This is a genomic window from Chryseobacterium wanjuense (assembly GCF_900111495.1).
In the GTDB taxonomy this organism is placed as follows: domain Bacteria; phylum Bacteroidota; class Bacteroidia; order Flavobacteriales; family Weeksellaceae; genus Chryseobacterium; species Chryseobacterium wanjuense.
Genome location: NZ_FOIU01000001.1, coordinates 2,599,026 through 2,625,847 on the forward strand (window position 1 = coordinate 2,599,026; position 26,822 = coordinate 2,625,847).

A 26,822-nucleotide genomic window follows, 5' to 3' on the forward strand; every position below is an offset into this window, starting at 1 on the left:
ATAAGATGTTTCTGAATTGTCATTCTTACCATAGCCTAAGGTATGGAACCATTTCTATTAAAGAACTGGTTAAGCAGGCTGTACGTTTTAATATTAAAACTTTGGCCCTTACGGATATCAATACCGTTACGGGGATCTATGATTTCTATAAACTTTGTCGGGATCATAATATCAAACCGATCGTCGGAGTGGAAATACGGGTTCAGGATGAACTGTATTATATCTGCCTGGCCAAAAATCAAAAAAGCATTGCAGAAGTCAACAGGCTTTTAACCGCATATAACTGTGAAGACATTGAAATTCCTAAAGCCAATCCTGATTTTACAGATACTTTTGTGATTTATCCCCTGGAAAATATTCCTGAAAAATTAGCAGATCATGAATTTATAGGCATCAGAAAGAATCAGTTAAACCTTTTGATTAAGCCGGAATTAAAACAGTTCATTCATAAAATGATTATTCTTCATCCAGTCACCTTTACTACTCCTGAAGAATATGAGCTTCATAAAATAGTAAGGGCTATTGATCATAATACATTAATCAGTAAGCTCACAGAAGCTGATTACTGTAAAGACAACGAAATGTTTACTGATAAAAAAGAGCTTCTGGCTCAATTTTACCATGAGTCACAGATCATTGAGAACACAAAATATATTGTCAATAGCTGCCATTTTGATTTTGATTTTTCAACACCTAAAAACAAAAAGCATTTCACTGACAGCAGGGAAAATGATTTTGAGCTTTTAAAGAAGTTAGCGTATGAGGGACTTTCAAAAAGATACTCCGGGGATAACCTACAGGCAAAAGCAAGACTGGATAAAGAATTGGGGGTTATTGACCAGCTTAATTTCTGTGCTTATTTTCTCATCACCTGGGATATTATACAATACAGCAACCGGATGGGATTTATGCATGTAGGAAGAGGCAGCGGTGCTAATTCCATTGTCAGCTACTGCATCGGAATTACCGATATATGTCCTCTGGAACTTGATCTGTATTTTGAACGGTTTTTAAACCTCAACCGGAAAACGCCTCCAGATTTTGACATTGACTGGAGCTGGCAGACCAGGGATATTATCCTTGAATATATTTTTGATAAATATGGTAAAGACCATGTTGCCTTCTGTGGAACCAATGTTGAATTTAAATACCGTTCTATTTTCCGGGAAGTAGGAAAAGTATTCGGACTTCCAAAAGAGGAACTCGACATCCTGGCAACAAAACCAATTCAGGAACATGATAACAATTCGGTATTCAAACAGGTTCATTACTACGGAAAGCTTTTGGAAAAGTTTCCTAACCAGAGAAGCATGCACTCCTGTGGAATTCTGATCTCAGAAGAACCTATCACCAATTATTCAGCACTCGAAATGCCTCCCAAAGGTTTTCCGATCGTACAGTTTGATATGTACACTGCTGAAGAGATTGGCCTTGAAAAATTTGATATTCTCTCACAAAGAGGGTTAGGAACTATAGATGACACTGTAAAGCTGATTAAGGAAAAAAGAGGAATTGATATCGATATCCGGGACACTTCTCTCTCAAAAGACGAAGCCCGATGCAATGAATTCTTAAGTTCCGGAAAAACCATCGGCTGTTTTTATATTGAATCTCCTGCCATGAGAGGATTACTCCGAAGACTGAAATGCGACAACTATAAAGTACTGGTAGCTGCCTCTTCCATTATTAGACCCGGCGTAGCTCAAAGCGGAATGATGCGGGAATATATTTTCAGGCATAACCATCCTACAAAATTTGAGTATTTCCATGAGGTTTTTGAAAAAGAACTGGGAGAAACCTATGGTATTATGGTGTATCAGGAAGATGTTATCAAAATTGCGCTGCATTTCGGAGGATTATCTGCTCCTGATGGTGACGTACTGAGAAGAGCCATGAGTGGTAAAGGGCGATCTTTATCTGCATTACAGAAAGTAAAAGACAACTTCTTTGAATCCTGTAAAAATCTGGGACATCCTGAACAATTATCCATGGAAGTATACCGGCAGATTGAATCTTTTGCAGGATACTCGTTTTGCAAAGCTCATTCTGCTTCTTATGCAGTTGAAAGCTATCAGAGTTTATACCTTAAGGTCTACTATCCTATCGAATTCATGGTCTCCGCTATTAATAACGGCGGCGGATTCTACAGAACGGAAGTCTATATTCATGAGGCCAAGATGTCGGGAGCTACTATCCATAATCCCTGTGTCAATTTAAGTGAATATCAGACGACTGTTTATGACTCTGATGTTTATTTAGGATTGATGCATATTGAAAAACTGGAAACGAGATTAGCACAGTTGATTCCTGAAGAAAGAGCTCAAAATGGAGAATATACTTCACTGGAAAACTTTGTGAAAAGAATTCCTATTGGTATTGAAACACTACAAATTTTAATCTTTATCGGAGCATTCCGCTTTACCGGAAAACAGAAGCATGAGCTGCTGATTGAATCAAGATTTCTTCTGGGAACTCATAAAATTGCTTTCAGGCATCTGACTTTACTGGACGAGCCCCAAAAATATTATCAGCTTCCTTCTATAGAAAGAAACCGGTTTGAAGATGCTTTTGATGAAATAGAAATAGTAGGTTTTCCTGTTTCTTTCAGTCCTTTTGATTTGTTACAGACCCGATACAGAGGTTCCGTTTTAGTAAAAGATTTATTGAGGTTTCATAAACAACAGGTTAAAATGCTCGCTTATCTTATTTCAAGAAAACATGTTCCCACCAAAAAAGGAACGATGTATTTCGGAACCTGGATTGATGCTCAGGGAGAATATTTTGATACTGCTCATTTTCCAAACAGCCTTGAAGAATATCCTTTTCAGGGTGGCGGGTGTTATCTTCTATTGGGAACCGTAGAGGTCGATTCTCATTTTCCTACTGTTACCATTCATAAAATGGCCAAAATGCCTTTTATTCCGGATCCAAGATATTCTATGGATGAAGAAAAATCATTGGAAGCCCAGCGTAATTTGCATGAGGATATCAGTATGACTTTTAGGAAACCTTATCCCCAGGAACATGAAATTGGATTGCCAAGATATAAAACGCTGTACGAAAATTTAATTAATATAACTAAGGTTTAGCCATTTCAAGGTCTAACTTTATGCTTGTGTGCTTTGATAGCCAACCCTCTATTGATTTCATCAACATATTCTTTCGATCGATAAATTCCTCTACAGTAACGGCAGGAAACATTACAAAAAAAGAATCATCAATTGCATGTTCATAACTCATTTTAACATAATTTTCATAGCTGAATTCAATTTCCTCATCTACGGCATATAAATCAAACAACTTCAAATGGCTTTTAATTTCAGACGGTAGTAAATAGTTGTTCATAAAAATCCTTAATGGTTGTAAAAACAAAAGATAATCATCACTATTAACAGCTATTTTCTTTGGATACATTCTATTAAATACCGGATCATTTTTGAGATCTTCTTCTATATTGATAAAACGTAAGAAATATTTGATCTCCCCAGTATGAATTGTTAATGATTTACCTTTGATCTGATCGATTAATTCGAAAACTTTAGCCGTTTGTTGTTCTATCAATTTACTATCCATTCCATACTTTTGATAAAGTGATAATGCAATTATCATCGTTATTAGTGTTGCAGAAGCTCCTAATGCTGTGAAAGCTGTTGCAAAAACAGAATTAAGGGAATCACTACCCGATCTGATCAAAAATGGTAGAATAAAAACGACTGCACAGATAAAAATACTTCCTAAGTCCCTTATATTGGTGGGAAATGGTTTATCCTTACAAGAGAAGCCTGTGTATTTTAACCAATAATAAAAGGATAATGGATTTTGAAGATTATTACCTGCACACTCTTTTACCGGCTGAATCATTTTTTCAGAAAGTTCTTCTCAATACAGTATTTAATGATATTATTGTTAATGATGATAAAAGAGCTGTCATTGAAAAAAACTTTTTAATAAAGAGCAGTACAATGACCAGTTCATTGAAAACTTAAAATTTTACAACAATCTATTTATCAGTAAAATAAATGATAAAACAAATAAAAATTTTCTACAATATATAAATGACAGCTATCTGCTTCCTTTACCGGAAATTGATGAAATTGAACGGGAACTCGGAAGAAATAACAGCCAGAATAATTGATAAAAAGCCTATCAGAATTTGTAAACAAATGCATTAATGTTCTTTCCCGCACCCACAAACAACATCATTTTCCTTTATCGTACGCTCCTTTAATTGGTTAATAATTTAGTTTTTGTTACCACTTTTTGCAAGATGTAAAATCGTTCTGCCTATTGGTCCGGTTTTGTATCCCATTTTGTAATTTTAGGAATAGGCCACGAAATTTGTCATATAAATCGTGACTTATTTTGATCTAATTATAAAGTTTCTTGAATTCTTACAAATAAACCGTTCTAATCACTTTAAACATAATTCTTTTTATATTCTGGAAATAATTATGCTTATCTTTAATATTAACAAAAAAATAGATTTATACTAACTAAACAAAAAAATGAAACCCAACTAATTCATCAGAAAAAAAATAATCATGAATATTAAGATAACATATAGAAATAATTTTTCTGTTCATTACATAGCAGCCCTATTTTTTATTTTTATTGTGGAAATGAATCTAAAAAGTCAGACACCTGAAGAAATTATATTGAAAAAAAAAATTACCTTACCTGAAGTGTCAATATCACTGGGAAATTATACTAACCTAGTAAGAAGCGGAAATCTTATCTACTTATCTGGTAAAGGTCCTCTGCGATCGGATGGAAAATACATCAATGGAAAAATAGGAAAAGATTTAAATATCGATCAGGGATATGAAGCCGCACGATTATGTGGCCTTGCGCAGATTTCAGCTTTAAAAAAAGAATTAGGAGACTTATCAAAAATTAAAAGAATTATAAAAGTTACCGCTTTTGTAAATAGTACCGATTCTTTTACTGATCAACCTAAGGTTGTTAATGGATATTCAGATTTGATGACTGAAATATTTGGCAATAAAGGAATTCATGCTCGTTCTGCTGTGGGGGTCTCAAGTCTGCCATCAGGATGGCCGGTAGAGGTAGAAATGATTGTAGAGATAGAACCCTAAGCAAATTTCAAATACCCCCAACTCATTAAAAAAATGGAGAATATTTTATCAAAGCTCTCAATTATCAAAAAGTTAATTTATTCAACTTTTCAATAGATAAGGTTTACAGGTAGCTAAATCCATAGAAGATTATAAGTTTATCCTGAGAATGCAATATGGAGGTAAGAACTTTAGAATACTAATGTTGTATTCCGTAGTATTGCTTTCGGAAAGACTCTGGAGTATGTCCCGTAGCTTTCTTAAAAAATTTCACAAAATTAGAAGAATCATGATAATTTAGCTTTTCAGCTATCGCCGAAACAGAAAGATTAAAATTAACTAGTAGTCTCTTAGCTTCCAATATTATCCTGTTCCGAATTATTTCACCCGCCGATAAATTAACCTGTTGCTTACATACAAAGTTTAAATGGCTAGGTGTTATATGCAACAAAGCTGCATAATCTTTGGGCATCTTAAACTCCAAAAAATTAAGTTCAATTTGCTCAACGAATTTTTTAAAAAGCAATGAGTTAAAGTTGTTTTCTGTAAAATAATGTTTATTTTGAATTTCCCGGCTGGCTAGGGCACATATCTGTAAAATAGTAGCAGCGATACTAATTTGAGAATTACGGCTTATTTCGGAAAATGATTCTGCAATAATTTGTTGAAAATAATTGTTGATTTCATCTTTCTGATCATCAGGTAAAATAACCTTTTGCTCATCATGAAAAATATTAAAAAAAGGAAATTCATCAATCAGGGAAGAACTGATTTGCAATTGATCAAAAAAAGTTGGAGCAAAGTTAATGACATACCCTTCAACTGATGGATCTAAATCCCAACTATGCACCTGTCCTGGCCTCATAAAAAAAATGCTGTGAGGCATTATCTTGTACGTTTTAAAATCTATAATATTCTCGCCTCCTCCGCTGATAAAATAGGTTACATGATAGAAGGAGTGCCGATGAACCGTCGTAGTCTTGGGATTTCCCGGCAAATAATCTGAGAATTGATCAATGCTGAAAACCTCCTTAATCGAATGGCACGTTGACATATTATTTATATCAAAGGTTGGATACAAATCTTTCATCCTTTTTTTATTCCTCAATAAAAATAACAATTTTTTTCCTAAAACGTACGATAAATTACAGTAACAAAAAAGCCTGAAATCTCAGGCTTTTTAACAATAATCAAAATATAATCTATTATAAAAATAACACTTCTAAAAAAGAATTTATAAAGCAGCAATGCTTACTAATTATCGTCTTCATCAAGAGGTAAATTTTATACCTCCTTATAATAATTTTTAGATTTGCTAAGTACTAAAATGATCAATGCAATAAAAAAAATCATAAATAAAAGTAGGGTTATTGCTTGATAAAGACCTGTGTTTTCTGAATTAGCTAAAAAATCTTTGAAATTCTGAGGAATCATAGCTATTACTTTTTAATTGTTACTTACTGTTTTCACTTCGGTTGTCTTAATATCCGTTCCTAACCTTTGAAGATAAGAGATCAATGCAACAATCTCCTTTCTTTCTAATTCACCTTTAGGTCTTCTCGCATAAGCTTCCTTTAAATCATTAGCCTCTGAGAAAATTTCTTTTACAATAGTTGCCGCCTGATTATCGACCCAAGTATTCGCAGAGTCAATCTGAGTTTTTGTATAGGGAACATTATAAACTGTTTTCATAAACAAAATTTTATCAACTGTTTTAGATCTGTCCAGATCATTGCTGATAAGCCATGGATATCTTGGCATAATTGAACCTGCCGAGGTAGATCTTGGATTATACATATGTTTATAATGCCACGAACTTGGATTTTTACCTCCTTCTCTATGTAAATCAGGTCCGGTTCTTTTTGAGCCCCATAAAAAAGGTCTGTCATAAACAAATTCCCCGGCTTTTGAGTACTCCCCATTTTTACCGTTAAATCTTACAATTTCGTCCCGGAATGGTCTGATCATTTGAGAATGACACGCATTACAGCCTTCACGGATATAAATATCTCTTCCTTCAAGTTCCAGCGGTGAGTAGGGCTTTACAGCAGAAATAGTTGGTACGGACTGATTAAGAGATAAGGTAGGAATAATTTCAACTGCGCTTCCTATTGACAATACTATAAGAGATAAAATGCTTAATAAGTAAGGAGTCCGCTCAATCCAGAGATGTACTCCTTCACCTTCCTTTCTATACCTTCCTATCACTGGCAATGCTGGTGCTTCAGCAGGAACTACCTTTTGGAATGTACCGTTTTTAATGGTTGCAATTACATTAACAACCATAAGAATAGCTCCTGAAATATAGAAAAAGCCTCCCATGAATCTCATCTTATAATATGGGATCACGGCTGTCACAGTATCTAACCAGTTTTTCCACATTAATGTTCCGTCAGGATTAAACTGTTTCCACATCAAGCCCTGCGTAAACCCCGAAATATACATCGGTACAGCGTAGAAGATAACGCCTAGTGTACCTAACCAAAAATGCCAGTTAGCTATTTTTACGGACCAGATTTTTGTACGCCACATAATAGGTACCAGATAATAGATCATTCCAAAAGCCATAAATCCATTCCATCCTAAAGCGCCTAAATGAACATGTCCAATCACCCAGTCTGTATAATGACCGATCTTATTGATATTTTTGGTGGCCAATAGAGGCCCCTCAAAGGTTACCATTCCATAACATGTAACAGCAACTACGAAAAATTTTAAAATAGGATTTTCTCTTACCTTATCCCAGGCTCCTCTTAAAGTCAAAAGGCCATTTAACATCCCCCCCCATGAAGGAGCAATAAGCATAATAGAAAAACCCGTCCCTACAGCTTGAGCCCATGCTGGTAAAGCAGTATACTGAAGGTGGTGAGGCCCGGCCCAAATATATACAAAAATCAATGACCAAAAATGAATGATTGACAGTTTATATGAAAAAACCGGCCTTTCTGCCGCCTTTGGTAAAAAATAATACATTAGGCCCAAGATTGGTGTTGTCAGTACAAAAGCAACCGCATTATGACCATACCACCACTGTACCAGTGCATCTTTTACACCCGCATACATTGAATACGATTTCCAATCGGTAAAGGATAATGGTATTTCCAAATTATTCAGAATATGCAACATGGCCAATCCTATCCAGGTTCCAATATAAAACCATATGGCAACATAGAGATGTCTCACTCTTCTTCGTGCTATTGTCATAAACATGTTAACACCAAATATTACCCATGAAAAAGTAATTAAAATATCAATCGGCCATTCATGTTCGGCGTACTCTTTTGAAGTATTGATCCCCATAAAGAACGTAATGAAAGTTGCGACGATCATGATCTGCCATGTCCAAAAATGAATCCAGGAAAGTGTAGAGCTGGCCATAGGTGTTTTCAAAAGCCGAGGCAAAGAATAATACACTCCCGTATAAACACTGTTACATACAAATGCAAAAATAACAGTATTAGTATGCAGCATTCTGATCCTTCCAAAACCAAATGCTCCGTGAGTATTGATAAGCGATTGAATACCACCATTTCTCAAGCTTTGGATTGTAGAATCATCGGTTCCAAATAAAAACTCAGGTAATTCCGGATAAAAGAGCATTAAGGCTGCTGTTATCCCAAAGGTAAAACCAATAAGACCAAATATTATTGTAGCATATAAAAATGCCTTAACAATATTATTGTCATAACTAAACTTTTGTAACTCCATAAATCATATTTTAAATAGCGAACTAATCCAAGAATCAATTATGACAAGCAGTATTTGTCACAACATATAATTCTGGACAGCATTTATAAATAAAGATCAAATTTAACAAGACAGTAAAACTTAAGCATGGTAATAATTATTGAAAATATAGTTTAAAATGAATAATTACGCGGGATTCAAGAAATTTCAAAAGCAGGAAATTTAAGTGATTTAGGAAGTCTGGAATATTTGACGGACATAATAAATAAGCCGCTAAAAAATAAAAAAAGAATGAAGTTTCAATAAAATCTAAATCTCATGAAAGTGATATAAAAAAGTCATTTTATAAATTTAAGTTTCTTCAACATCTGATCTGTTAAAGAATTAGAATAGATGCTGAATGAATTAATCAAAATTCCTTTTAATTGATATTTTTCAGAAGTCACAGTATACAGTATAGAAGAGTTTTCAGCACTTGAATCTTCATCATCAAACCTATAGTAATTATCAATTTCAAACTCATCATGAAATATTTCAAATTCACCATTTCTACAGTCAATACAGTTTGATCTTAAGTTAAAATCTTCTGTATAACCATCTTTTTTCAGGTCATTTATGGCCTCAAGCAAATTGCTGTATGACTTTTTCATTGGAATATGATTTTATTAAAATACATTTTTTATAACTTCACAATTAAAGAACTGTTGCAAGCATTATGACTTGGAATTATTCTTTCAAAATGAAAAATCTAATCTAATATTTAAGCGCCCTCCATCACTGGAATTAAAATAGGCTACATTAGCTGTTGATAATCCTGCAACATTCACAAATATTCCGCCTCCTTGAGAAGTATGCCACTTATTTGAAAATTCGTTATCTACCCAAACTCTACCATAATCAAACCCTGCGTACAGACCAAACGAAAGAGGTAAAATTCCGTTTCTTAGACTTCCCAGCGAAAGCCTTAAATCAGTACTCTGATATATGAAAGATTTCCCACTAAACCGTTGGTTTCTAAAACCTCTTAAGCCTTCATTTTGTCCTAAATTTACAGCCTGAAAAAATTCAAAATCACTATTAAAAATGTAATTGGCTTTAATTTTAGTAGCAACTACCAAGGAACCTTTCTTATTAACTCTGCTTGTTAATCTGAGTTCGGGAATAATAAATGCATATTTTTTATTTTTGGAAAAGTTGACGCTATAACCTGTAATTACACCTAGCCCGACTCCTTTCTGAGGAAACGAGAAATCATCAAAGTTTGAATAGGAATATCCTGCTGTTATGCTATAAAACTCCTGTCCATTAAATAAATCTGCATCTATATCTGCTAAATTAATATACCTGCCTGGGGTATTCTCAACATCAATATACTCATACTTAATTGCTGTATATATTTTACTTCCATAATATCCCTTGTAGAGCAATGATGGAGAAATCCAACGCTGGCTCATAATTACTCGGTTATATTCCATATCCGAATTATTCACAGTATTATTTCCAAGTCCAAAAAAATTATTAGTATAATTTGCAGTACTAAAACCTGCATTGAAGCCAAGATTTAAGTTTCCTAATACACGCGCAAACTCGCCTTCATATTCAATTCTTCCGCCTCCTGTCGCGGTGTAATAAAAAGCGGAAAGATTGTGTTGCGCAGTAAAGGGATTTCTTACAAGATCATTTTTTATATATCTTAAAGCTCCCCCAAATGTAATACCGTCATCAGGATTATAACTTATAGATGGTAATATTGTATACACATCCCTACGTCCTTTCATAAAGTCATAATTATTTATCTCATAATTGTCAGTAAGATATTTATTTACTTTTGTTTCGAACGTATTAGGTTCCGATTTCTGATCATAAACATGTATTTTCCGTGCATTCGAAAATCGATAAGTGTCATTATTTTTTCCACCGATTATCTTAATAGGAATCAAACTCTGACCTTCCCCGACAACTTCAAAAATATCCTCACTATCTAAACCATACAACCATATCTCTTTTGTAACTTTGCTATTATATTCGGTATCCCAGAACAAAGTTGTTTTTTTTCCGTCATTTATCCTATATCCTTTGATTACTGTTACACCATCTGGTTGTCTTGTAATGACAAACCAATCACCTTTTTCCGTGCCGGTAATTATTACAAATGATTTTAGATAATTATATAAATTTCGTGAATGTTGCTCAATACCTTCGATTCTTTGGAATAATGAACTTTTTATTTCTTCTTTTTTTTTAGTATTGACACCTTCAGGAATTTTATTTAATGCATCTTCTACAACATCTTTTGTAAGGTGTTCTTTGATATATATAGCTTCCCTTACCCAATCTTCCTCTTTATCATTACGTAGAACCATTCTATCAAGATCATCACCAGCATCGTTAAACCAACGTATTTGTTTGTACTTTCCGTTGTACCGTTGCATGAAACGCATTGAAGGAACCAGCGCCCTGATAAGCCCAAATATTGGACCGTCGAAATCGGAGAAAGCCTGATCTCTGTCACGGGGTATTGGACTATAAATAAATGTACTGTCATTATATTTATCCTCTGCCCATCTCCATTGTTCTGAATGCCTGTCAAAATCTCCAAGTATATTATCGAATAACCGTGTCCTTATATAGAGTGATTGATCAACATATGCTCTATCTTTTCTTTGTAAATTTTGTATAAGCTTAGAGGTTCCAATAATTTTATTATGATTTCCAAAACTTTTTACCTCTGCTAATTTATTAGAAATTTGCTCTTCAATATAATACAGGTTTTCCCCATATTCATCATTATAATTACCTAAGGCTTTTTGTTTTGGGATATAATATAATTCAGGATTCGCATGATAAATACCAATTGCATCTGAAAGGGTAGCAATAGTTAAAGGTGCGAAAGGATTTGCCGTAGTCCAGTAATCCTTTAATAAATTAACAAAATAGGTATCACCCCAAACGGGATCTAAATATTGTGTTTTAAAAAGAAAATACTGTATAAACCGTAGTGAACTCTTTTTCACACTTCGTAAATTAAATTCATTACCATAGCGACCTTCTAATCTTAAAGAGTTGGTCTGATGCCCACCTCCCTTTCTCAAAACTTCAAGTCCTCCATACAAGGTGTCTAATAATGCCACCTTAGCTCTTATAGGAGTTATGTAATCTTCACGATAATGTTTTCCCCAGAAAAAAGAATACAGGTTGGAATGTTTTAGCTCTTTTGGTTCATAAACCGATTTATAAATATAAGCAGGAGTATGCTTTTCATTATATTCTTCACTTACTGACTGAGAACCTGCTGCAACCACTTCAGTTTTGAATATAGGTGAGATAAATTTATTTGTCACGCTATAAAAAGCTAATTCTATTGACTCATCAGTATAGGTGGTAATTTTGGCAAAACCCGGATTATCTGAACTAAATTGTAGTCCCAAACCTTTGTTAGCTTTATTTTCTAGGTTAATGCTTCCACTTATAATTATGGGAATTTGTCTTTCAATTATATACTGAAGATTTGTTTCATGCCCTGCCACAAATACAACATTTTTGAAACGCTGAGCTATGGTAAGAAGTTTATTGCTGAAATCTTTATAGTATTTATTACTGATTTCTTGCGGACTGATTCCAAAGGAAAGAAAATTATTATATTTTCCAACAGCCATAGGAGGATGACATAAAGCAATCAACACTGTTTTATTTTGACTTTTTACAATCTCGTCCTCAATCTCAGTATAAAAGGCTGTTTTACTTTTGATTTCACACTCCTCATTAATATTAGGCAATTTATCCCAATCAGCGAGTATCCAATTAGAATCAACCAGAAGGAGATCGGTAGCCCTATCAAGAACTACCTTTTTTAAAGGGCAGCCATCTTTGAGTAAAAATACATCGTTCTTATCAAGACCTGCGCTAATATAATGGCGTTCTTTTTCTAGGCCTTTTACACCTGCAGCCCAATCCAAAGGACCCGGAATAAAAAAAATATTTCCCTTATTTCCTTTAAAATATGATAGCTGATTATCTAACTTTTTTTTTGTTTCCCCATTTGATTGGTTAAAATCCGAAATGGAAACATTATTACCCAGAAAAAGTATTGTGGTGCTGTCGGAAGACCTCGACAAGTTTCCGAGCTCTCTCAGTACTTCATTATTATAATTTTCACATCCAATGTTACCAACTGCATAAATAATATGTGAAACATTTTTTGCCTTCTGGCCACTAAGAGTATAACCTACAAGACAAAGTAATAATATAAGAGTTCGCATGGTCATTAGTTTTTTGTCTTATAATATTTATAAATAATAACACCAAGATGATTGTTTATAATTACTAAAATATTTCGATCCGAGAGTAAATTTATTATCGGCGATCATCTTCAATATGTAGGGAAAATCAGGAATTACAAAAGAATCCCTGATGAAGTACCATACATTTTACTAACTATATTTTTTAGGAATATTACTAGTTACTTACTCTAAAGTCATGTTTGCAAAATAATTGATAACTCATTACTGTTTCAAAGGCATAACCTTAGCAAATTCGGCTCTGGTAGTCGGACTTCCGTCTATTGATTCATAAATATCTTTCGAATTCGACAAGGTCTGCATAAGGGATCTTGGTCCTTCAAATGGCCTTCCTCCTATATGCCAACCATCTGTGTGGAGTTCTTCAATGAGAACCCATACGACTTCTCTAAAAGCTTCAGAACCTTCAAATTTCACCATAACATCAGTAATCGCTGCTGCTAATTCGTGTTTCTGCTCAGGTGTGAAAACACCATCTACTAGTTTAATATTTACAAATGGCATAATATAAAATGTTTAAAAGTTATTTAAGAATTTAATTGTAATATGACTGATACTTATTCCCTGTAAGATTTATAGGATATAAACAATTAATACAAGCTCTTAATCAGTCACTTTACTATAGTAAAATTACTGCATTAAAATATCTGATGAGATATACTTAAAAGTTATAAAAAAGTATTTTTGTGCTATTTTAAATTAGTGAGCTCAGACCCGCAGTTAGTTAGTCTAAAATTTGAATGTATCAGTATATTCGCTTATTCTGATAAATTATATTAAAAGTCGGATACAAAATAGTATAGCAAAATCTCTCAATTTGTTCAGCTAATTTTGCAGAGTAATATTATAACAAAACATGGCTGGAAATATCCAGCCATGTTTAAATTTATTTTAATATATACAATTAGTCAATCTCTATTACGACTTTTCCTTTTATTATTCCATCACTCATTTCTTTCCATGTCTGCTCAACATCTTTCAATGTAAAAGAACCTGGATGAGTATTTCCTCTAATATGTCCGGATTCAATTAATTTTGTAGCTTCGGAAAGAATATTACCATGATGTTTTCTTCCTTTTCCGGTGATAAGAGGTAAAAGAGTGAATACACCTGAGTAAGTTGCCCCTCTAAATGACAACGGTGCCAAACTGTGGGTGCCCCACCCTAGAATACTTACAACATGTCCAGTGTACTGCCGTACAGCCGAAAATGAATTATCCAGATTAGCTCCCCCAACGGTATCAAAAATAATATCAAATCCTTCTCCATCAGTATATTGCTGAACATATTCATCTACAGTTTCCTTCACATAATCTATAGCTACTGCCCCGTACTGTTCAATCTGTTTTTTGCTGTCTGCAGTACCAGTTGCATAAACTGTAGCACCAAAAGACTTTGCTAATTGTACCGCAATATGACCTACGCCTCCAGCTCCACCATGTATAAGAACCTTTTTAGTACTATCAACCTTTGCTCTATCTACCAGTCCTTCCCAAGCTGTTATCAGTGCCAAAGGTAAGGAAGCCGCTTCTTTGAAACTAATATTTGAAGGTTTGTGAGCTAATAAATCAGCATCTACAGCTGCAAATTGTGCTAATGATCCCTGAACACCTGCAATACCTCCTGTCATACCATACACTTCATCTCCAATTTTATAGTCAGTTACATTCTCACCAACTGCTGTAACTATACCCGCCATATCAATTCCTAAAATAGCCGGTAAAACGGTTTTTGCATGTGCTGCAGTACCAGATTTTATTTTGAGATCAAGAGGATTAATGCCACTTGCCTTAATTGCTACTAATACCTGACCTTCAATCGGAACAGGCATTGACATTTCTTTCATTATAAATTCATTATTGAATTCCTCAAGAATAAGTGCCTGCATCGTATCTTTTAAAATATCCATAATATTCTTTTTTTATTTTTATTCTTATGTATGTTTGATTTAAATTACTGCTGTTCCATTCTTACTCTCTTAAGCTTTAATTTTGAAATTAGCCACTTTTCTGTATTTTTTACAAATGAAATATGGTAGTGGCCATAGCCATGAAAGTAAGATTCCTCCCTGCTATCAGTTTTACTAAAATAGAGACGGTCTTCCATTGCCCAAACTACTTCAGCAGAACCTTCATCCATAGATAAAATTTCACTATTGTGAAGATGGTGGACAGTGACTGTATCTTTAAGGTGGTCAATGCAAACCTTAATAAATTCAGTAGGATCATTAAAGTAAGCTATCCTTTGCCCTTCAACATTTTCAAATTCAAACGTGGCATCATCAGACATAAGAAACCTCCAATCTTCCCATTGCTGAAGATCAAGACGTCTGCAGTATGCAGACATTACACTTTGAATCAATGTCGCATTATTGACTTCTCCATTTACAGATTGTATCATATTACCTTTAATTTTGTATCCTTATAAGTTGTTAATCAGAAATTCCCAAATCATTTATGAAAGTTTTATGACTATTTTACCGGTTGTCTGCCCACTTTCAATTTCCTTATGAGCTTCAGGAATTTGTTCAAATTCAAATATTTTTGATATATGCGGAATAACAGAACCTTCTTCGAGCAATTGAGCAACTAATTTCATATCCTTGCCCGAAGATTGAATTGCATTATAAAATGCATTTACTCCTAATTCTTCAGCTCTCTCTCTTTCCTCACTCGTAATACCAGACCACAAACTAATTAAAGTTCCTCCTGACTTGATAACATTTAATACCCGAAAAATATGTCCATCCGTCCGTACACCGTCAATCGCAAGATCAACTTTTTCTGTCAGATCTTCAAAATTTTGACTCTGGTAGTCTATGAACTCATCTGCACCAATTCCCATCACAAATTCTTTCTTAGATGCTGATGCAAGAGCAATAACGTATGCGCCATAGTATTTCGCCAATTGCACCGCAAAATGTCCAACACCACCTCCAGCTGCTGTGATAAGAATACGGCTACCTTCTTTTACACCAACCATGCGCATGGGTTGTAGAACTGTAAGTATTGCCAATGTACTTGCCGCTGCCTGAATATGAGAAATATTCTTTGGTTTAAGAGCCAGGTGATTAGCCGGAGCAGCAACATATTCCGCGTAAGCCTTTCCATGTCCCGGGTGCTTAATCACCCCGAAGACCTCATCACCAACTTTAAAATCCTTTACATCGGCACCTACTTCTATTACCACTCCAGAAAGATCCCAACCTAAGATCATCGGACTCTCCCCATTAAATATCCAATGTACACTCTTGTTCTCACGAACAATTGCATCGGCAGGATTAATACTTATTGCTTTTGTCTGTACAAGAACCTCGCCTGGCAATAATTCAGGTACTGGAGCATTTTCAAGAGAAAAGTTACTAATCCCCCCTTGCTCTTTTAAAATCATTGCTTTCATGATTTACAGATAAGATTCACGAGTTCCTTGTAATGCTGATTTTTCGATAGCGCTAATCATTCTATGGCGTATAACAGCGTCTTCAAAAGTAGGAGCGTTTCCGGATTGTAAAAGTGTATAGTTTTGTCCTACACTCGATGGGATATAATCTAGTCCATAGTCAGCAACTAAATTATATTCTTCTGGTACCTCAACAATTTCCATAGTACCATTTTCACCAGTACTCATCATGATACGAGGTTCAAATACTGCAAGACTTCCCCCATCAGCAATAATTTGAATATCTCCTTTGGTTCCATTGATTTCCCAAAAGAAATTGGTCCCGGAAAGCATCCCCCCTCTGAAATGAACACTTGCTACAGCTCCACCTTCAAGGATACCACTTACAACTACTTGGTCTGCTATTTTGAATGGTATTTCTTGCCCGTTCTCTACAATAGTTGTAGTTTTTCTACGTGTCGCTGTTGTTGCATTTAGTTCCGAGAATTCACCTAAAACAAAACACATAGCATCTACGGCATTACCAAATGTTACATTAATCATTCCAGCACCATTTTCGGGATCAACTGTATAATCATTAGCCATAGGAGTATACTCACCATAAATAATACCTGAACCAATCATACTTGTAGACAAGACTTCTCCGAGATGCCCCTGATTAATATAATCTCGTATAAAACGAATTGCAGGTACAGATCTAGATTGTAAACCAATGTATCCTTTTACATTATTTTCCCTAGCGAGAAAAGCAAGCTCTTCAGTTTCTTGTAAGTTTTTACCCAAAGGCCATTCGCTGAATACATTTTTACCACCAGAAACAACCTCACGAATAATTTCATTATGCAACGGAACTCTGACCGCAACCAATACCATTTCTACATCATCACTATTAACCAACTCTTTAGTGGATCCATAAATATTCTCAACCTCGTAAGCTTTTTTTAAAAGATCCACAGTTTCACTATTTCTGCTTGATAATGCTGTAATTTCATAACCGGGCAATGCTTTTAATGCCGGTATATGTGCCATGGAGGCCCATCCTCTTTCTGGATTCGCACCTACGATTCCAACTTTAATTTTATTCATTCTATTTTTTTTATTAATTAGTAATTGGTATGTTATACACCAAGGATTACCATAACTGTTAGCCTCAAAGCATTAAAAATGCTTTTTATTAAAGGTCTGTAAATAACTAACTATTCTTATTTCGTTTGAACTGTAAAACACAGATTAAGGTATTGAACTAACTTTCATCTTTGCTACATATATGTTGTTAAAATTTAAAGTATATTTAAAAACATTCATGAATACAATATCTTTCACAGTTTTAAATATAATTTAACACACAATCCAGATAATACATTAATTGTAAGACATTTATAAATTAATGTTCGCCTCATTAATTTATATTAAATTTATCAACATGCCTTACCTTTAGTGATTAACGGCCTTTAAAGTCTTTTTGTAACTTATGAAAATGAGACTATCTTTTTAAGCAGGTATTTTTCATTCTTTGAAAACATCTTCTAGTTACGAAACACTTTAATGTAGAGCTTCAGAAATATCAACACAGATAGCATTTTTTTGCTTTTAATTTATGCTTTCCTACTATTAAATTTTATCATTTTCTCAACATTTTCCTGCAAATATTTAACAGGTGCTGCTCCAAATTTTTCCCTAAAGGATCGAGAAAAATGAGAGATATCTTCAAATCCTACTTCCAAATATATTTCGGATGGCTTCTTCCCTTTTTTTGTAATTAGATAGTGAGCCTGCTCAAGTCTTTTTTGTAACAACCACCTACCCGGCGAAACTTTAAACACCTTTTTAAAATCTCTTTTGAAAGTTGCTATACTTCGTCCGCTCATATAGCTGAAACGTTCTAGCGGTACATTAAACTGAAAGTTACGATTCATAAAAGCTTCCAGATCTATTTTCCCAGGTTTGCCAAAATGAAATAATATATTTTTAAGATTAGGATCCGTCTTAATTAATAATAAAACAGCTTCTTTCATCTTCAAACTCAGCAGTACCTGATTTTCATTACCTTCAAGGTTAAAATATGGTGGTAGTGAATTAATATAATTTATCAGCAAAGGGCTAGAGTTAATTTTTACTACGGAATCTTCAATTCCTTCCAACTCTTCTGTATATCTAAACTCTTTAATGAACTCTTTTAAAAAGGGTTGATCAAGCACAAGTGTGATTGTTTTATAATCGCCCTTTTCTGTAGGTATTGTAGTACACTTAGCCAAACAATTTTTTCTCAACAGACCGAAATCACCAGTGTTCAAAATATATTCTTTGTCTGCATCATTGATAATAAGTGAACCGGACTGTTGATATAAAAAAATGTGATCAGCTATGAACTGCTCATTTGATAAACTTTCCATAACGTAGCAAGAATCCTGAATATTGGTATGTATCATTTTTATCTTTTAAATTTTATAAACCTTTCACCTAACAATTAAATCACATAGCTACATATTGTATCTATTTTTCTAAAAAATATACCGTTATGTTTTATAAAGCTATCACTTTAGGTTCAACATATTCCTCTATACCATAAGTCCAAGAGGTTCGTCCGATACCAGACTGTTTAAAACCACCAAATGGAGATTGAGCTTCTCTATTAACAGCCGTATTAATCAAAACCCGACCTGAAACAATTTGTCGTGCTATTTCTTTCGCTTTTTCAATATCCTGTGAGCTAATATAAGCTGACAAACCGTATATAGTACTGTTAGCAATCTTTACAGCCTCCTCTTCAGTGGTGTAAGTTATAACAGAAAGTACAGGACCAAAAATCTCTTCATTAGCAATAATCATATCCTGATTCACATTCACAAAAACTGTAGGTTTAACATAAAAACCTTTAAATCCTTCCGGATGTCCCAAACCGCCGACAAGTACTTGTGCACCCTCATCTATCCCTGATTGTATGTAACGCTGCACTGTATCATACTGTTTTTTGCTTACCAAAGGACCAATATAAGATTGTGTATTCCAAAGATCACCAATCTTAATATTTTTCATGCCTTCTTTAATGAGATCCTTAACCTGTTCCAATTTACCTTCAGGTACAAGTATTCTAGTACCAGCATGACAGGCCTGACCACTATTGCTGAAACCTATTAATAATGCTAAGGGAATTGCTTTATCAAGATCAGCATCCTCAAGTATTATATTAGGTGACTTCCCTCCTAGCTCTAGGGTCACTCTTTTCATTGTTTGTGCCGCCGTACTAGAAATTAACCGGCCTACTTGAGTTGATCCCGTAAATGTAACAACTGCAACATCCGGATGAGAGTTTAAAACAGTCCCAACTTCGGGTCCTGTTCCATTAACAATATTGATCACTCCTTTTGGAACTCCGGCTTGATCAAAGCAGCGTGCAAGTATCTCTGTCTGTATAGCACTTAATTCACTAGGCTTAATAACAATTGTACATCCTGCAGCAATAGCTGGCGCCACTTTCCCACATATATGTGTATAGTTAGCATTCCAGGGAGTGATAGCCGCTATAACACCTAGCGGTTCATTGATTATAGTTGCAAATTCAAGCTGTTTTTCAAATTCAAAATTTTCCATCGCAGCTTTAGTATCTAGAAAGATCTGCGCTGCATATTGGGTTCTGCCTTTAGTAGCAGATATTGGAGATCCATATTCTTGTACTGCAGCTTCATTTAGTTCCTTTTCATTAGCTACCAGAACATCATATAGTCGCTCTAAAATTTCTGCACGCTCCTGAAGGGTTGATTTTGAAAATGATTCAAAAGCTTTTTTTGCGGCGTCGATTGCCAGGTTAGCATCGACCTCATCACCTAAATGAACCATTCCAATCTTTTCTCCACTATCAGGATTATAAAGATCCTGAACTTGTTTGCCATGAGGCTTTACAAACAATCCATTGATATAAATTTTATCTATTATTTTCATATTATTGAATAGCTTTATTGTGTACAAAAGTATGCCGATTTATAAATTTATAATTGCCCTAAAAGTTCAATTTTATTGTCTCAGGAGATCAACAATGATTTACTTAATATAGTTACTTAAACAAGAGCAAACTATATTTGACGTGCAACTGACATTTTGACTTTTTCACGGTAGTGCAAAGGAGCAATACCTTCCTTACTTTTAAAAAATCTACTAAAAGTTTGTAAATCGTCATATCCTAAATCATACGAAATTTCTTTTATACTTTTATCAGTATAAAGAATTTGATTTCTTGCATCTACCATAATTCTTTCGTGAATAAAATCTTTTGGCGGACAGCCGATTGCAGTCGAGAATATAGTAGAAAGCATTTTCGGAGATTTGTTAAGCTTAGATGCATAAAATGCAACATCATGATGCTCACAAAAATGGTTCTCAACAAGATAATTAAATGAACTAACAATCTCAAACAGCTCTTTTTTATTCCCTGTCAATCCTGCCGCCTGTGCACACAGATTTATAATTCTTTTAAGAAGAAGTGAAACTATGTCGTTTTGAAGTCGGTCTTGTAAAGAGATTTCATTGTGTAAAAAATTCCATGAATTCTCTAAATAAATTAACTGCTCAGCAGTCATTGATATAATTTTCACTTCTTTTTCAAATAAACCAAATAAATTATTCAAATCCATTTCATTGTCTTTAGAATAGCTGCAAAGCAGTGTTTTACTAAACCTTAACATTTTTGCGGAAGAAACTTTAATATTTTCAATAGAATGGGATGTGTTTAGAAAGAAGATTGAATTTTTTGAAATTTCATAACATACATTATCAATATGAACATACATTTCATTTCCTATATTCCAAATAACAGATAACTCACTTATATCTGTGTTAAAAATTAACGATGTATTAAGGGAGTCTAATTCACTTAATTTTAAGATGTTATTTATGGTGATTCTATTATCCATGATTATTTGTATATGTTAAACACTCTTAATCCAAATAATTCTAATTACTTAACGTAAAATGATAGTGAAGATTCCTGACGGGAAATACGTACTAAATTTTCTCCAAAATTGAAGTTCTACAATTAGAATCAATTATTAAATCTAAATCATACTATCCTTTTATTTTTCACTTGGTTTAATAATTATATAAAATTACATATACTAAGTTTGATTTTAATGGTAGAATTTTGATATAAAATTGTACTTTTTGTATAATTTAGTTAACCCCTAAAACTAATCGTTAATATTATATATAAGAAAAATTAATACGAATACTAGAGGGAAAATTCAAGCGGCATTCGGTAAAAAAATCGAGACGGTCTCAGAACTGATTTTAATACTTCCACAGTACAAATCGCATTTGAGACAGTCTCGTTAACTTTGATCAAAACTACTGATCAACTTTAAAACCAATATTTATAAATATTTGCTTACCTAACTAAATATTTTTATGTAGTTTAGAATATTACCTTACTATTTATCAGGTTGATAAAATCGTTTGTTTTGTTATTTTACTATAATAAACACTCCGATTTGAAATTTGATTCTAAAAACCGACTTCTTATGCGATTCCCCTATAAACCAGATACGTGAAAGTATCACCATTTATTACAAAGCCTCCCCATTTCGCATCATAATCAGCTGTTGGCTTAGATGCTACAATTTCTTTTAAGGTCTTACCCTGGCCTTTCAGTGTTGATACTTTTCGATGAATATCTACAAGCATATCTTTATACTCTATCATTTGTTGCTTATTGCCAATAGGTCCATGTCCAGGAACAATTATAGTTTTATCCGTGATTCTGGCTATATTTTCTTTTGCTACACTAATCATTCCTGATATACTTCCACCTGTATTATAATCTATAAAAGGATAATGACCGTTCCACCATGTGTCAGCAACAACTAAAATATCCGCCTTCGGAAAATACACAGAAATATCTCCATCCGTATGAGATGGCTGATATTTTTTCATTTGTATTTTTTCACCATTAAAAGCTAAAATTTTACTTTCTTTAAATGTATTGGAAGGGATAGCGCCAGCAGGAGCGGGAGGGAATGTATAATCCCAATCATCTACACGAGTGGTTTTAGATAAATGTTTGCGGGTATTTTCGTGTGCAATAATAACTGCCCCTTCTTCTTTAATCCATAAGTTTCCATCTGCATGATCAAAATGCCAATGGGTATTTACGAGATACTTTAGTGGCTTGGAGCTAATAGCCCTTAATGCAGTTTTAATATTTGCTTTAGAAACACCAATACCAGCATCTACCAGTAGAATTCCTTCAGGACCGGATAACATTACTATATTTCCACCTGATCCTTCTAAAACAGTAACATTTCCTCTCAGCTTTGTAGGGGTAATTTTTGCTGTTGCAGCTGCTCTCATGATAGTAAGTACAGGACTTTCCTGTAAATTTGGTATAATTACCTCTTCTTTTACTGATGAAAGCAATGTGTGAGGTAAAAATACTAGACCTGCAGTCAATATACCCGCAGCTTCTAGAAATCTTCGACGGCTTAAATTATTTTCCATAATTAATAGTTTTATAGTTATGTTTATTATATGATAAGACACTACATTTTCTATCACATCCTTAATATTATTTCACAAAATTTTAATACATAGGTATTTTATTTTTTCCCGAGGAATTGTTTCAATTGTCCTGCTGATTGTTCAAAAGCAGCGCGAGTGGCCGGAAGTGTTGCAAGAGCATTCAATAAACCAAAATCGTGAATCATACCGTTGTAACGCGTTGTAGTAACCTGAACACCTGCCTCGTTAAGCTTACGCCCAAAAGCTTCTCCTTCATCTCGTAAAACATCATTTTCCGCTACAATGATTAAGCTCGGCGGTAAACCGCTTAACTGTTCGGTAGTAGCCTGTAGTGGAGAGGCATGGATATCTTTCCTCTTGGATGGATCTGGAATGTAAAAATCATACATCCATTTCATTAAAGAGGTACTTAAAAAACGATCCTTTCCAAATTTCTGATACGATTCAGTTTCAAAATCTGCGGCCACTATCGGCCACATCATTACTAAGCCCTTAATCTCTGGTCCTTTCTTTTCCTTAGCCATTAAAGCGGTCACTGCAGTCATATTACCTCCTACACTATTTCCAACTACTGCCAGATTTTTTCCATCTACATTGATTTCATCTCCATGTTCTGAAACCCATTTTGTGGCTGCATAAATCTCATTAATCGCAACAGGATACTGCGCTTCGGGCGTTCGTGTGTAGTTCACAAATACTCCTGAGAAACCTGTCAAAACAACCAGGTCACGAACCATTCGCTCGTGCGTAGGAAAATCACCCAAAATCCAGCCTCCGCCGTGAATAAAGATAAATACTGGCAATTTATCTGTGACTCCTTTAGGGCGTACAATATTCAAACTTACCGTATGGCCGTCCTGTGTAATGGTTTTCTCGGAAACTTCAATCCCGGAAAGATCTACTTTAACAGAGGCCTGTGCATCTACCAAAACTTGTTTAGCAGCTTTAGGTTCTAATTTTTCCAATGGAGTTCCTCCACTGTTTAATTTTACTAAAAAAGCTCTGACATCTTTATCAAGATGAGGATCAGTAGCAAAGTCTATAAGAGTATTCATAATATTAACTTTTAATTCGTTTGTAAAAAAACAACACTATAGGTTTAATTTCGTTATACATTTATAATGCTGGCCTTAACAAAATTGCAAAAGTTATTGATTTCTATGGTAGTCTATTTTTCCTTATCTGTTAACAATTTTTCCAAAAAATGAGTTATACTTCAAAAACATGATCTATGTTGTTTCTAAATGCAATCAACCCTCCATATTTCTTTATATATGTATCTAAAAAATATCGAAGCTATTCCTCTTTTAAGTTTTGCCGAATTCTTAACTAACATAACATACTTGGTATGTTCACATAGAAATCTATTGACTATTAATTAAAAGTTTCCTTGCGGAATCTGAAGCTATGATCAAACCACCAGCTAACATTATAATATCTTTAATAACCAGCCTTCCTTTCCCTGCTAAATAAGGAAAACCATATTGTTCACTACCAATGTTTGGTACGTAAGCTTCAGGAGTGGTTATAAGAAATGAAAGAGTCACCTGGGACATACAGAATATGAGAATTCCGCTTAAGAATCCAACTTTAGGAAACCATACTCCTAATAATGTTAGCAAACCTATTATCACAATCATTATTCCAAGAGCAAAAGAAAATGTGTAAGTACCATTTATTTGATTCCATTGAACATTGTATTCTATAACTTCTCCTTCTTTATTCTGATAATTTTTATATTCCCCAGAATTATTGTAAAAAAAACTCATTACTGGACTATTCGCTACAAAAGGAACTATTCCTTCCGCTTCATAATGAAAAGCTTTCAATCCACCTATCCATGTCATAACAATAAAAATTGTAATTCTTAGAAAATTAATTAGGTGTAGTTGGCTGTCTGAAATAATTTGCAATAGTTTTTTCATAATAGATCTTCTTTTAGTTTTTTCTAATACCCAACCCTATATTCATATTTTTTATTTGTAATTATCTATATAATTAATAGTCTTTAAACAGAAATAAATATAGCGTCAAATTTTTGCAGATTTATAAAATCATACGAAGAAGTAAATACAAAGTTAAAAGCTGAGAGTAAAATGATGATAGACAACTTTTCTTTAATAGTTGTCAATTTTTCTTGATTCAATTGCCGTATTTGCAGATGAGAAGGCTGCGACTTATATTGCTAAAAAAGGTTGAATAGAACTATTCAACCTTTTTTATTTGATTTATTTAGATTTTTATCGATTCACTTTTTTATTATCCGACAAGTTATCAACATGAGGCATTTTTCCATCCCTATACTTTTCATATAGACTATAAATATCGTCTGTAACATCCGCAATAAAAGGGCCGTGTGCTATTACTTCCTCATTATGAGGCATACCTGCATATAGAATAAAATGAGTATCATCGTTAATTGACTTGAATTCGATTACACTATCTCCTATATCTTCAGTTCTATTAAACCATCCAACCTGTCCAGCTTCTATTATTTTATTTCCAATCTGAATTGAACCTTCCAAGACATACACCAATCCATTATAATTTGAAGGTAACATTTGAGTAAGCGTTTGTTTTACTTTTACTCTAAAATCAACCAATATGAAAGGTGTAATAGATGTTATTGGAGAAATCAGCCCGTTGCTCGATCCACTATACACACGAATTTCAAAATTCTCATTTTTTAATGTTGGAACATTTTCCAATAATATTCTTTGCCAAAAAGGTTCAACCCAGCGTTTTTCGGCAGGCAGTGCAAGCCAAACCTGTAGGATTCGTAAGTCTTGTTGAGACTTAATTTCTTCGCTGTGTATAATTCCACTTCCTGCGGTCAATAGCTCAAAACTACCAGTCAGCCAGTCTTTTTCATTTCCTTTAAGAACTAAAGTTAATATTTCAAATCCCGCATGAGGATGCGGTCCTCCTACAGGCTCAGTTCCGGGAAGATTAAGTTTATCGTCCATAAACAAAATGAAGGGATCTGACTCCTTATAAGATACTTTCTCTAGAATAGCAGAAGCTTTATGTCCCATACCTAAAAAGCCTTGACGCCACTTGCTTTCAGTAGTCTTTCTTATCAATCTTTCTATCATAAATATACTCTTAGGAAGTTTTTGAAACTTCAGTTCTTAAAAAACGAATGAAGAAACTTTTATCTTTAAAAAACAAACTGTTCCACCGTTTGAATTGCTTTCGGTAAAGCATTTTCGCTAACCTCCGGAATTGCAATACCTTCTACTCTAAAAACTGTTATGTCAGTTATTCCAATGAAACCTAATATATTCCGTAAATATTGTTCAGTAAGATCAAATTTTTTCATCGGACCATCTGAGTATATACCTCCAGTAGCAATCGATAGATAAACTTTTTTACCTTGAATCAATCCTTCAACTCCGTTTTCAGAATATTTGAATGTAGCGCCCACTCGTACAATTTGATCAATCCATGCCTTCAGTGAAGAAGGTATTGTAAAATTATACATAGGAACATCAATGACAATAATATCTGCATTTTTTAATTCTTCAATGGCTTCATTTGAGTATTTTACTGCTTCCTGCAGTTCTGAGGTATGGTTTTCAGTCGGTGTTATAAATGAGGCAAAATGAATTCCGTTAAAGTGAGGGATTTCGTTCTTAACTAGATTTTTAGTGCGGACACTTGAGTCAGGATGTTTCTTTTCAAGCTTTTCAATAATTGCATTCCCTAATTGAAAACTCTGAGAAGCTTCTTCTCTGAAACTTGTAATTAATCTTAAAATTTTCATATGATCTTTTTTTATTTGTGCAAATTTCCAAAATTATACTATATATTTGTTATCAATTACAAAAAGGATAGTAGTTACAAAAAGGATAGT

20 protein-coding genes are annotated in these 26,822 nt (G+C 34.0%); 2 read left to right on the forward strand and 18 right to left on the reverse strand.

Features of this window, described 5'->3' with window-relative positions:
* Window positions 1-5: 5 nt before the first annotated feature.
* Window positions 6-3,089 carry a DNA polymerase III subunit alpha gene (locus BMX24_RS11515; RefSeq protein ID WP_062671438.1) on the forward strand — a complete coding sequence of 1,028 codons (3,084 nt, stop codon included), beginning with the start codon at window positions 6-8 and terminating at the stop codon, window positions 3,087-3,089.
* Here the strand turns inward: BMX24_RS11515 and BMX24_RS11520 are convergent.
* Complete coding sequence (locus tag BMX24_RS11520; RefSeq protein WP_157885753.1) at window positions 3,079-3,861, reverse strand: hypothetical protein; 783 nt, start codon at window positions 3,859-3,861, stop codon at window positions 3,079-3,081. The genes BMX24_RS11515 and BMX24_RS11520 overlap by 11 nt on opposite strands.
* Window positions 3,862-4,541: 680 nt before the next feature.
* On the opposite strand from BMX24_RS11520, the gene BMX24_RS11530 reads away from it, so the two are divergent.
* Window positions 4,542-5,096 (forward strand): RidA family protein, encoded by a 555-nt coding sequence (locus BMX24_RS11530; RefSeq protein WP_082798717.1) that lies wholly within the window; start codon window positions 4,542-4,544, stop codon window positions 5,094-5,096.
* Between the two features lie 178 nt (window positions 5,097-5,274).
* On the opposite strand, the gene BMX24_RS11535 is transcribed toward BMX24_RS11530, so the two are convergent.
* The 17 genes from BMX24_RS11535 to BMX24_RS11620 all read right to left on the reverse strand — a co-directional run bounded on the left by BMX24_RS11535 (window position 5,275) and on the right by BMX24_RS11620 (window position 26,732).
* Window positions 5,275-6,165 (reverse strand): AraC family transcriptional regulator, encoded by an 891-nt coding sequence (locus BMX24_RS11535; protein ID WP_062671444.1) that lies wholly within the window; start codon window positions 6,163-6,165, stop codon window positions 5,275-5,277.
* A gap of 356 nt (window positions 6,166-6,521) precedes the next feature.
* The gene (gene ccoN / locus BMX24_RS11545) at window positions 6,522-8,783 is read right to left on the reverse strand and encodes a cytochrome-c oxidase, cbb3-type subunit I (RefSeq protein ID WP_062671447.1); all 2,262 of its coding nucleotides are present in this window, start codon (window positions 8,781-8,783) and stop codon (window positions 6,522-6,524) included.
* A 317-nt stretch (window positions 8,784-9,100) separates the two neighbouring features.
* Entirely contained in the window at window positions 9,101-9,412 is a 312-nt protein-coding gene (locus tag BMX24_RS11550) for a hypothetical protein (RefSeq protein ID WP_062671449.1), read from the reverse strand.
* Window positions 9,413-9,496: 84 nt separating this feature from the next.
* Window positions 9,497-13,021 (reverse strand): BamA/TamA family outer membrane protein, encoded by a 3,525-nt coding sequence (locus BMX24_RS11555; RefSeq protein WP_131797477.1) that lies wholly within the window; start codon window positions 13,019-13,021, stop codon window positions 9,497-9,499.
* A gap of 243 nt (window positions 13,022-13,264) precedes the next feature.
* Window positions 13,265-13,564, reverse strand: a complete 300-nt coding sequence (locus BMX24_RS11560; protein WP_062671452.1) for a tautomerase family protein — start codon at window positions 13,562-13,564, stop codon at window positions 13,265-13,267.
* A 400-nt stretch (window positions 13,565-13,964) separates the two neighbouring features.
* Window positions 13,965-14,969, reverse strand: coding sequence for a zinc-dependent alcohol dehydrogenase family protein (locus BMX24_RS11565; protein WP_062671454.1), 1,005 nt, complete (start codon window positions 14,967-14,969; stop codon window positions 13,965-13,967).
* Between the two features lie 44 nt (window positions 14,970-15,013).
* Window positions 15,014-15,406, reverse strand: coding sequence for a nuclear transport factor 2 family protein (locus BMX24_RS11570; protein WP_170835692.1), 393 nt, complete (start codon window positions 15,404-15,406; stop codon window positions 15,014-15,016).
* A 108-nt stretch (window positions 15,407-15,514) separates the two neighbouring features.
* Entirely contained in the window at window positions 15,515-16,459 is a 945-nt protein-coding gene (locus BMX24_RS11575; protein WP_062671459.1) for an NADP-dependent oxidoreductase, read from the reverse strand.
* A gap of 3 nt (window positions 16,460-16,462) precedes the next feature.
* Window positions 16,463-17,545 (reverse strand): Gfo/Idh/MocA family protein, encoded by a 1,083-nt coding sequence (locus BMX24_RS11580; protein WP_062671462.1) that lies wholly within the window; start codon window positions 17,543-17,545, stop codon window positions 16,463-16,465.
* A 509-nt stretch (window positions 17,546-18,054) separates the two neighbouring features.
* The gene (locus tag BMX24_RS11585) at window positions 18,055-18,888 is read right to left on the reverse strand and encodes a helix-turn-helix domain-containing protein (protein WP_065119523.1); all 834 of its coding nucleotides are present in this window, start codon (window positions 18,886-18,888) and stop codon (window positions 18,055-18,057) included.
* A 94-nt stretch (window positions 18,889-18,982) separates the two neighbouring features.
* Entirely contained in the window at window positions 18,983-20,398 is a 1,416-nt protein-coding gene (locus BMX24_RS11590; RefSeq protein ID WP_062671464.1) for an aldehyde dehydrogenase family protein, read from the reverse strand.
* A 131-nt stretch (window positions 20,399-20,529) separates the two neighbouring features.
* Window positions 20,530-21,366, reverse strand: a complete 837-nt coding sequence (locus BMX24_RS11595) for a helix-turn-helix domain-containing protein (RefSeq protein WP_062671466.1) — start codon at window positions 21,364-21,366, stop codon at window positions 20,530-20,532.
* Between the two features lie 601 nt (window positions 21,367-21,967).
* Complete coding sequence (locus BMX24_RS11600; protein WP_062671633.1) at window positions 21,968-22,945, reverse strand: MBL fold metallo-hydrolase; 978 nt, start codon at window positions 22,943-22,945, stop codon at window positions 21,968-21,970.
* 98 nt (window positions 22,946-23,043) lie between these two features.
* Window positions 23,044-24,021 (reverse strand): alpha/beta hydrolase, encoded by a 978-nt coding sequence (locus BMX24_RS11605; RefSeq protein ID WP_062671468.1) that lies wholly within the window; start codon window positions 24,019-24,021, stop codon window positions 23,044-23,046.
* A gap of 309 nt (window positions 24,022-24,330) precedes the next feature.
* The gene (locus tag BMX24_RS11610; protein ID WP_062671470.1) at window positions 24,331-24,891 is read right to left on the reverse strand and encodes a DUF417 family protein; all 561 of its coding nucleotides are present in this window, start codon (window positions 24,889-24,891) and stop codon (window positions 24,331-24,333) included.
* Between the two features lie 315 nt (window positions 24,892-25,206).
* Entirely contained in the window at window positions 25,207-26,061 is an 855-nt protein-coding gene (locus BMX24_RS11615) for a pirin family protein (protein WP_062671472.1), read from the reverse strand.
* Between the two features lie 65 nt (window positions 26,062-26,126).
* Window positions 26,127-26,732, reverse strand: a complete 606-nt coding sequence (locus tag BMX24_RS11620) for an FMN-dependent NADH-azoreductase (protein WP_062671474.1) — start codon at window positions 26,730-26,732, stop codon at window positions 26,127-26,129.
* Window positions 26,733-26,822: the final 90 nt, after the last annotated feature.

What these genes read in the sequence shown, in the direction of transcription:
- BMX24_RS11615 (WP_062671472.1), bottom strand. Translation starts at nt 26,061, where the DNA reads ATGATAGAAAGATTGATAAGAAAGACTACTGAAAGCAAGTGGCGTCAA.
- BMX24_RS11595 (WP_062671466.1), bottom strand. Translation starts at nt 21,366, where the DNA reads ATGGATAATAGAATCACCATAAATAACATCTTAAAATTAAGTGAATTA.
- BMX24_RS11530 (WP_082798717.1), top strand. Translation starts at nt 4,542, where the DNA reads ATGAATATTAAGATAACATATAGAAATAATTTTTCTGTTCATTACATA.
- BMX24_RS11560 (WP_062671452.1), bottom strand. Translation starts at nt 13,564, where the DNA reads ATGCCATTTGTAAATATTAAACTAGTAGATGGTGTTTTCACACCTGAG.
- BMX24_RS11550 (WP_062671449.1), bottom strand. Translation starts at nt 9,412, where the DNA reads ATGAAAAAGTCATACAGCAATTTGCTTGAGGCCATAAATGACCTGAAA.
- ccoN (WP_062671447.1), bottom strand. Translation starts at nt 8,783, where the DNA reads ATGGAGTTACAAAAGTTTAGTTATGACAATAATATTGTTAAGGCATTT.
- BMX24_RS11585 (WP_065119523.1), bottom strand. Translation starts at nt 18,888, where the DNA reads ATGATACATACCAATATTCAGGATTCTTGCTACGTTATGGAAAGTTTA.
- BMX24_RS11600 (WP_062671633.1), bottom strand. Translation starts at nt 22,945, where the DNA reads ATGGAAAATAATTTAAGCCGTCGAAGATTTCTAGAAGCTGCGGGTATA.
- BMX24_RS11610 (WP_062671470.1), bottom strand. Translation starts at nt 24,891, where the DNA reads ATGAAAAAACTATTGCAAATTATTTCAGACAGCCAACTACACCTAATT.
- BMX24_RS11605 (WP_062671468.1), bottom strand. Translation starts at nt 24,021, where the DNA reads ATGAATACTCTTATAGACTTTGCTACTGATCCTCATCTTGATAAAGAT.
- BMX24_RS11575 (WP_062671459.1), bottom strand. Translation starts at nt 16,459, where the DNA reads ATGAAAGCAATGATTTTAAAAGAGCAAGGGGGGATTAGTAACTTTTCT.
- BMX24_RS11520 (WP_157885753.1), bottom strand. Translation starts at nt 3,861, where the DNA reads ATGATTCAGCCGGTAAAAGAGTGTGCAGGTAATAATCTTCAAAATCCA.
- BMX24_RS11565 (WP_062671454.1), bottom strand. Translation starts at nt 14,969, where the DNA reads ATGGATATTTTAAAAGATACGATGCAGGCACTTATTCTTGAGGAATTC.
- BMX24_RS11620 (WP_062671474.1), bottom strand. Translation starts at nt 26,732, where the DNA reads ATGAAAATTTTAAGATTAATTACAAGTTTCAGAGAAGAAGCTTCTCAG.
- BMX24_RS11535 (WP_062671444.1), bottom strand. Translation starts at nt 6,165, where the DNA reads ATGAAAGATTTGTATCCAACCTTTGATATAAATAATATGTCAACGTGC.
- BMX24_RS11555 (WP_131797477.1), bottom strand. Translation starts at nt 13,021, where the DNA reads ATGCGAACTCTTATATTATTACTTTGTCTTGTAGGTTATACTCTTAGT.
- BMX24_RS11515 (WP_062671438.1), top strand. Translation starts at nt 6, where the DNA reads ATGTTTCTGAATTGTCATTCTTACCATAGCCTAAGGTATGGAACCATT.
- BMX24_RS11570 (WP_170835692.1), bottom strand. Translation starts at nt 15,406, where the DNA reads ATGTCTGCATACTGCAGACGTCTTGATCTTCAGCAATGGGAAGATTGG.
- BMX24_RS11590 (WP_062671464.1), bottom strand. Translation starts at nt 20,398, where the DNA reads ATGAAAATAATAGATAAAATTTATATCAATGGATTGTTTGTAAAGCCT.
- BMX24_RS11580 (WP_062671462.1), bottom strand. Translation starts at nt 17,545, where the DNA reads ATGAATAAAATTAAAGTTGGAATCGTAGGTGCGAATCCAGAAAGAGGA.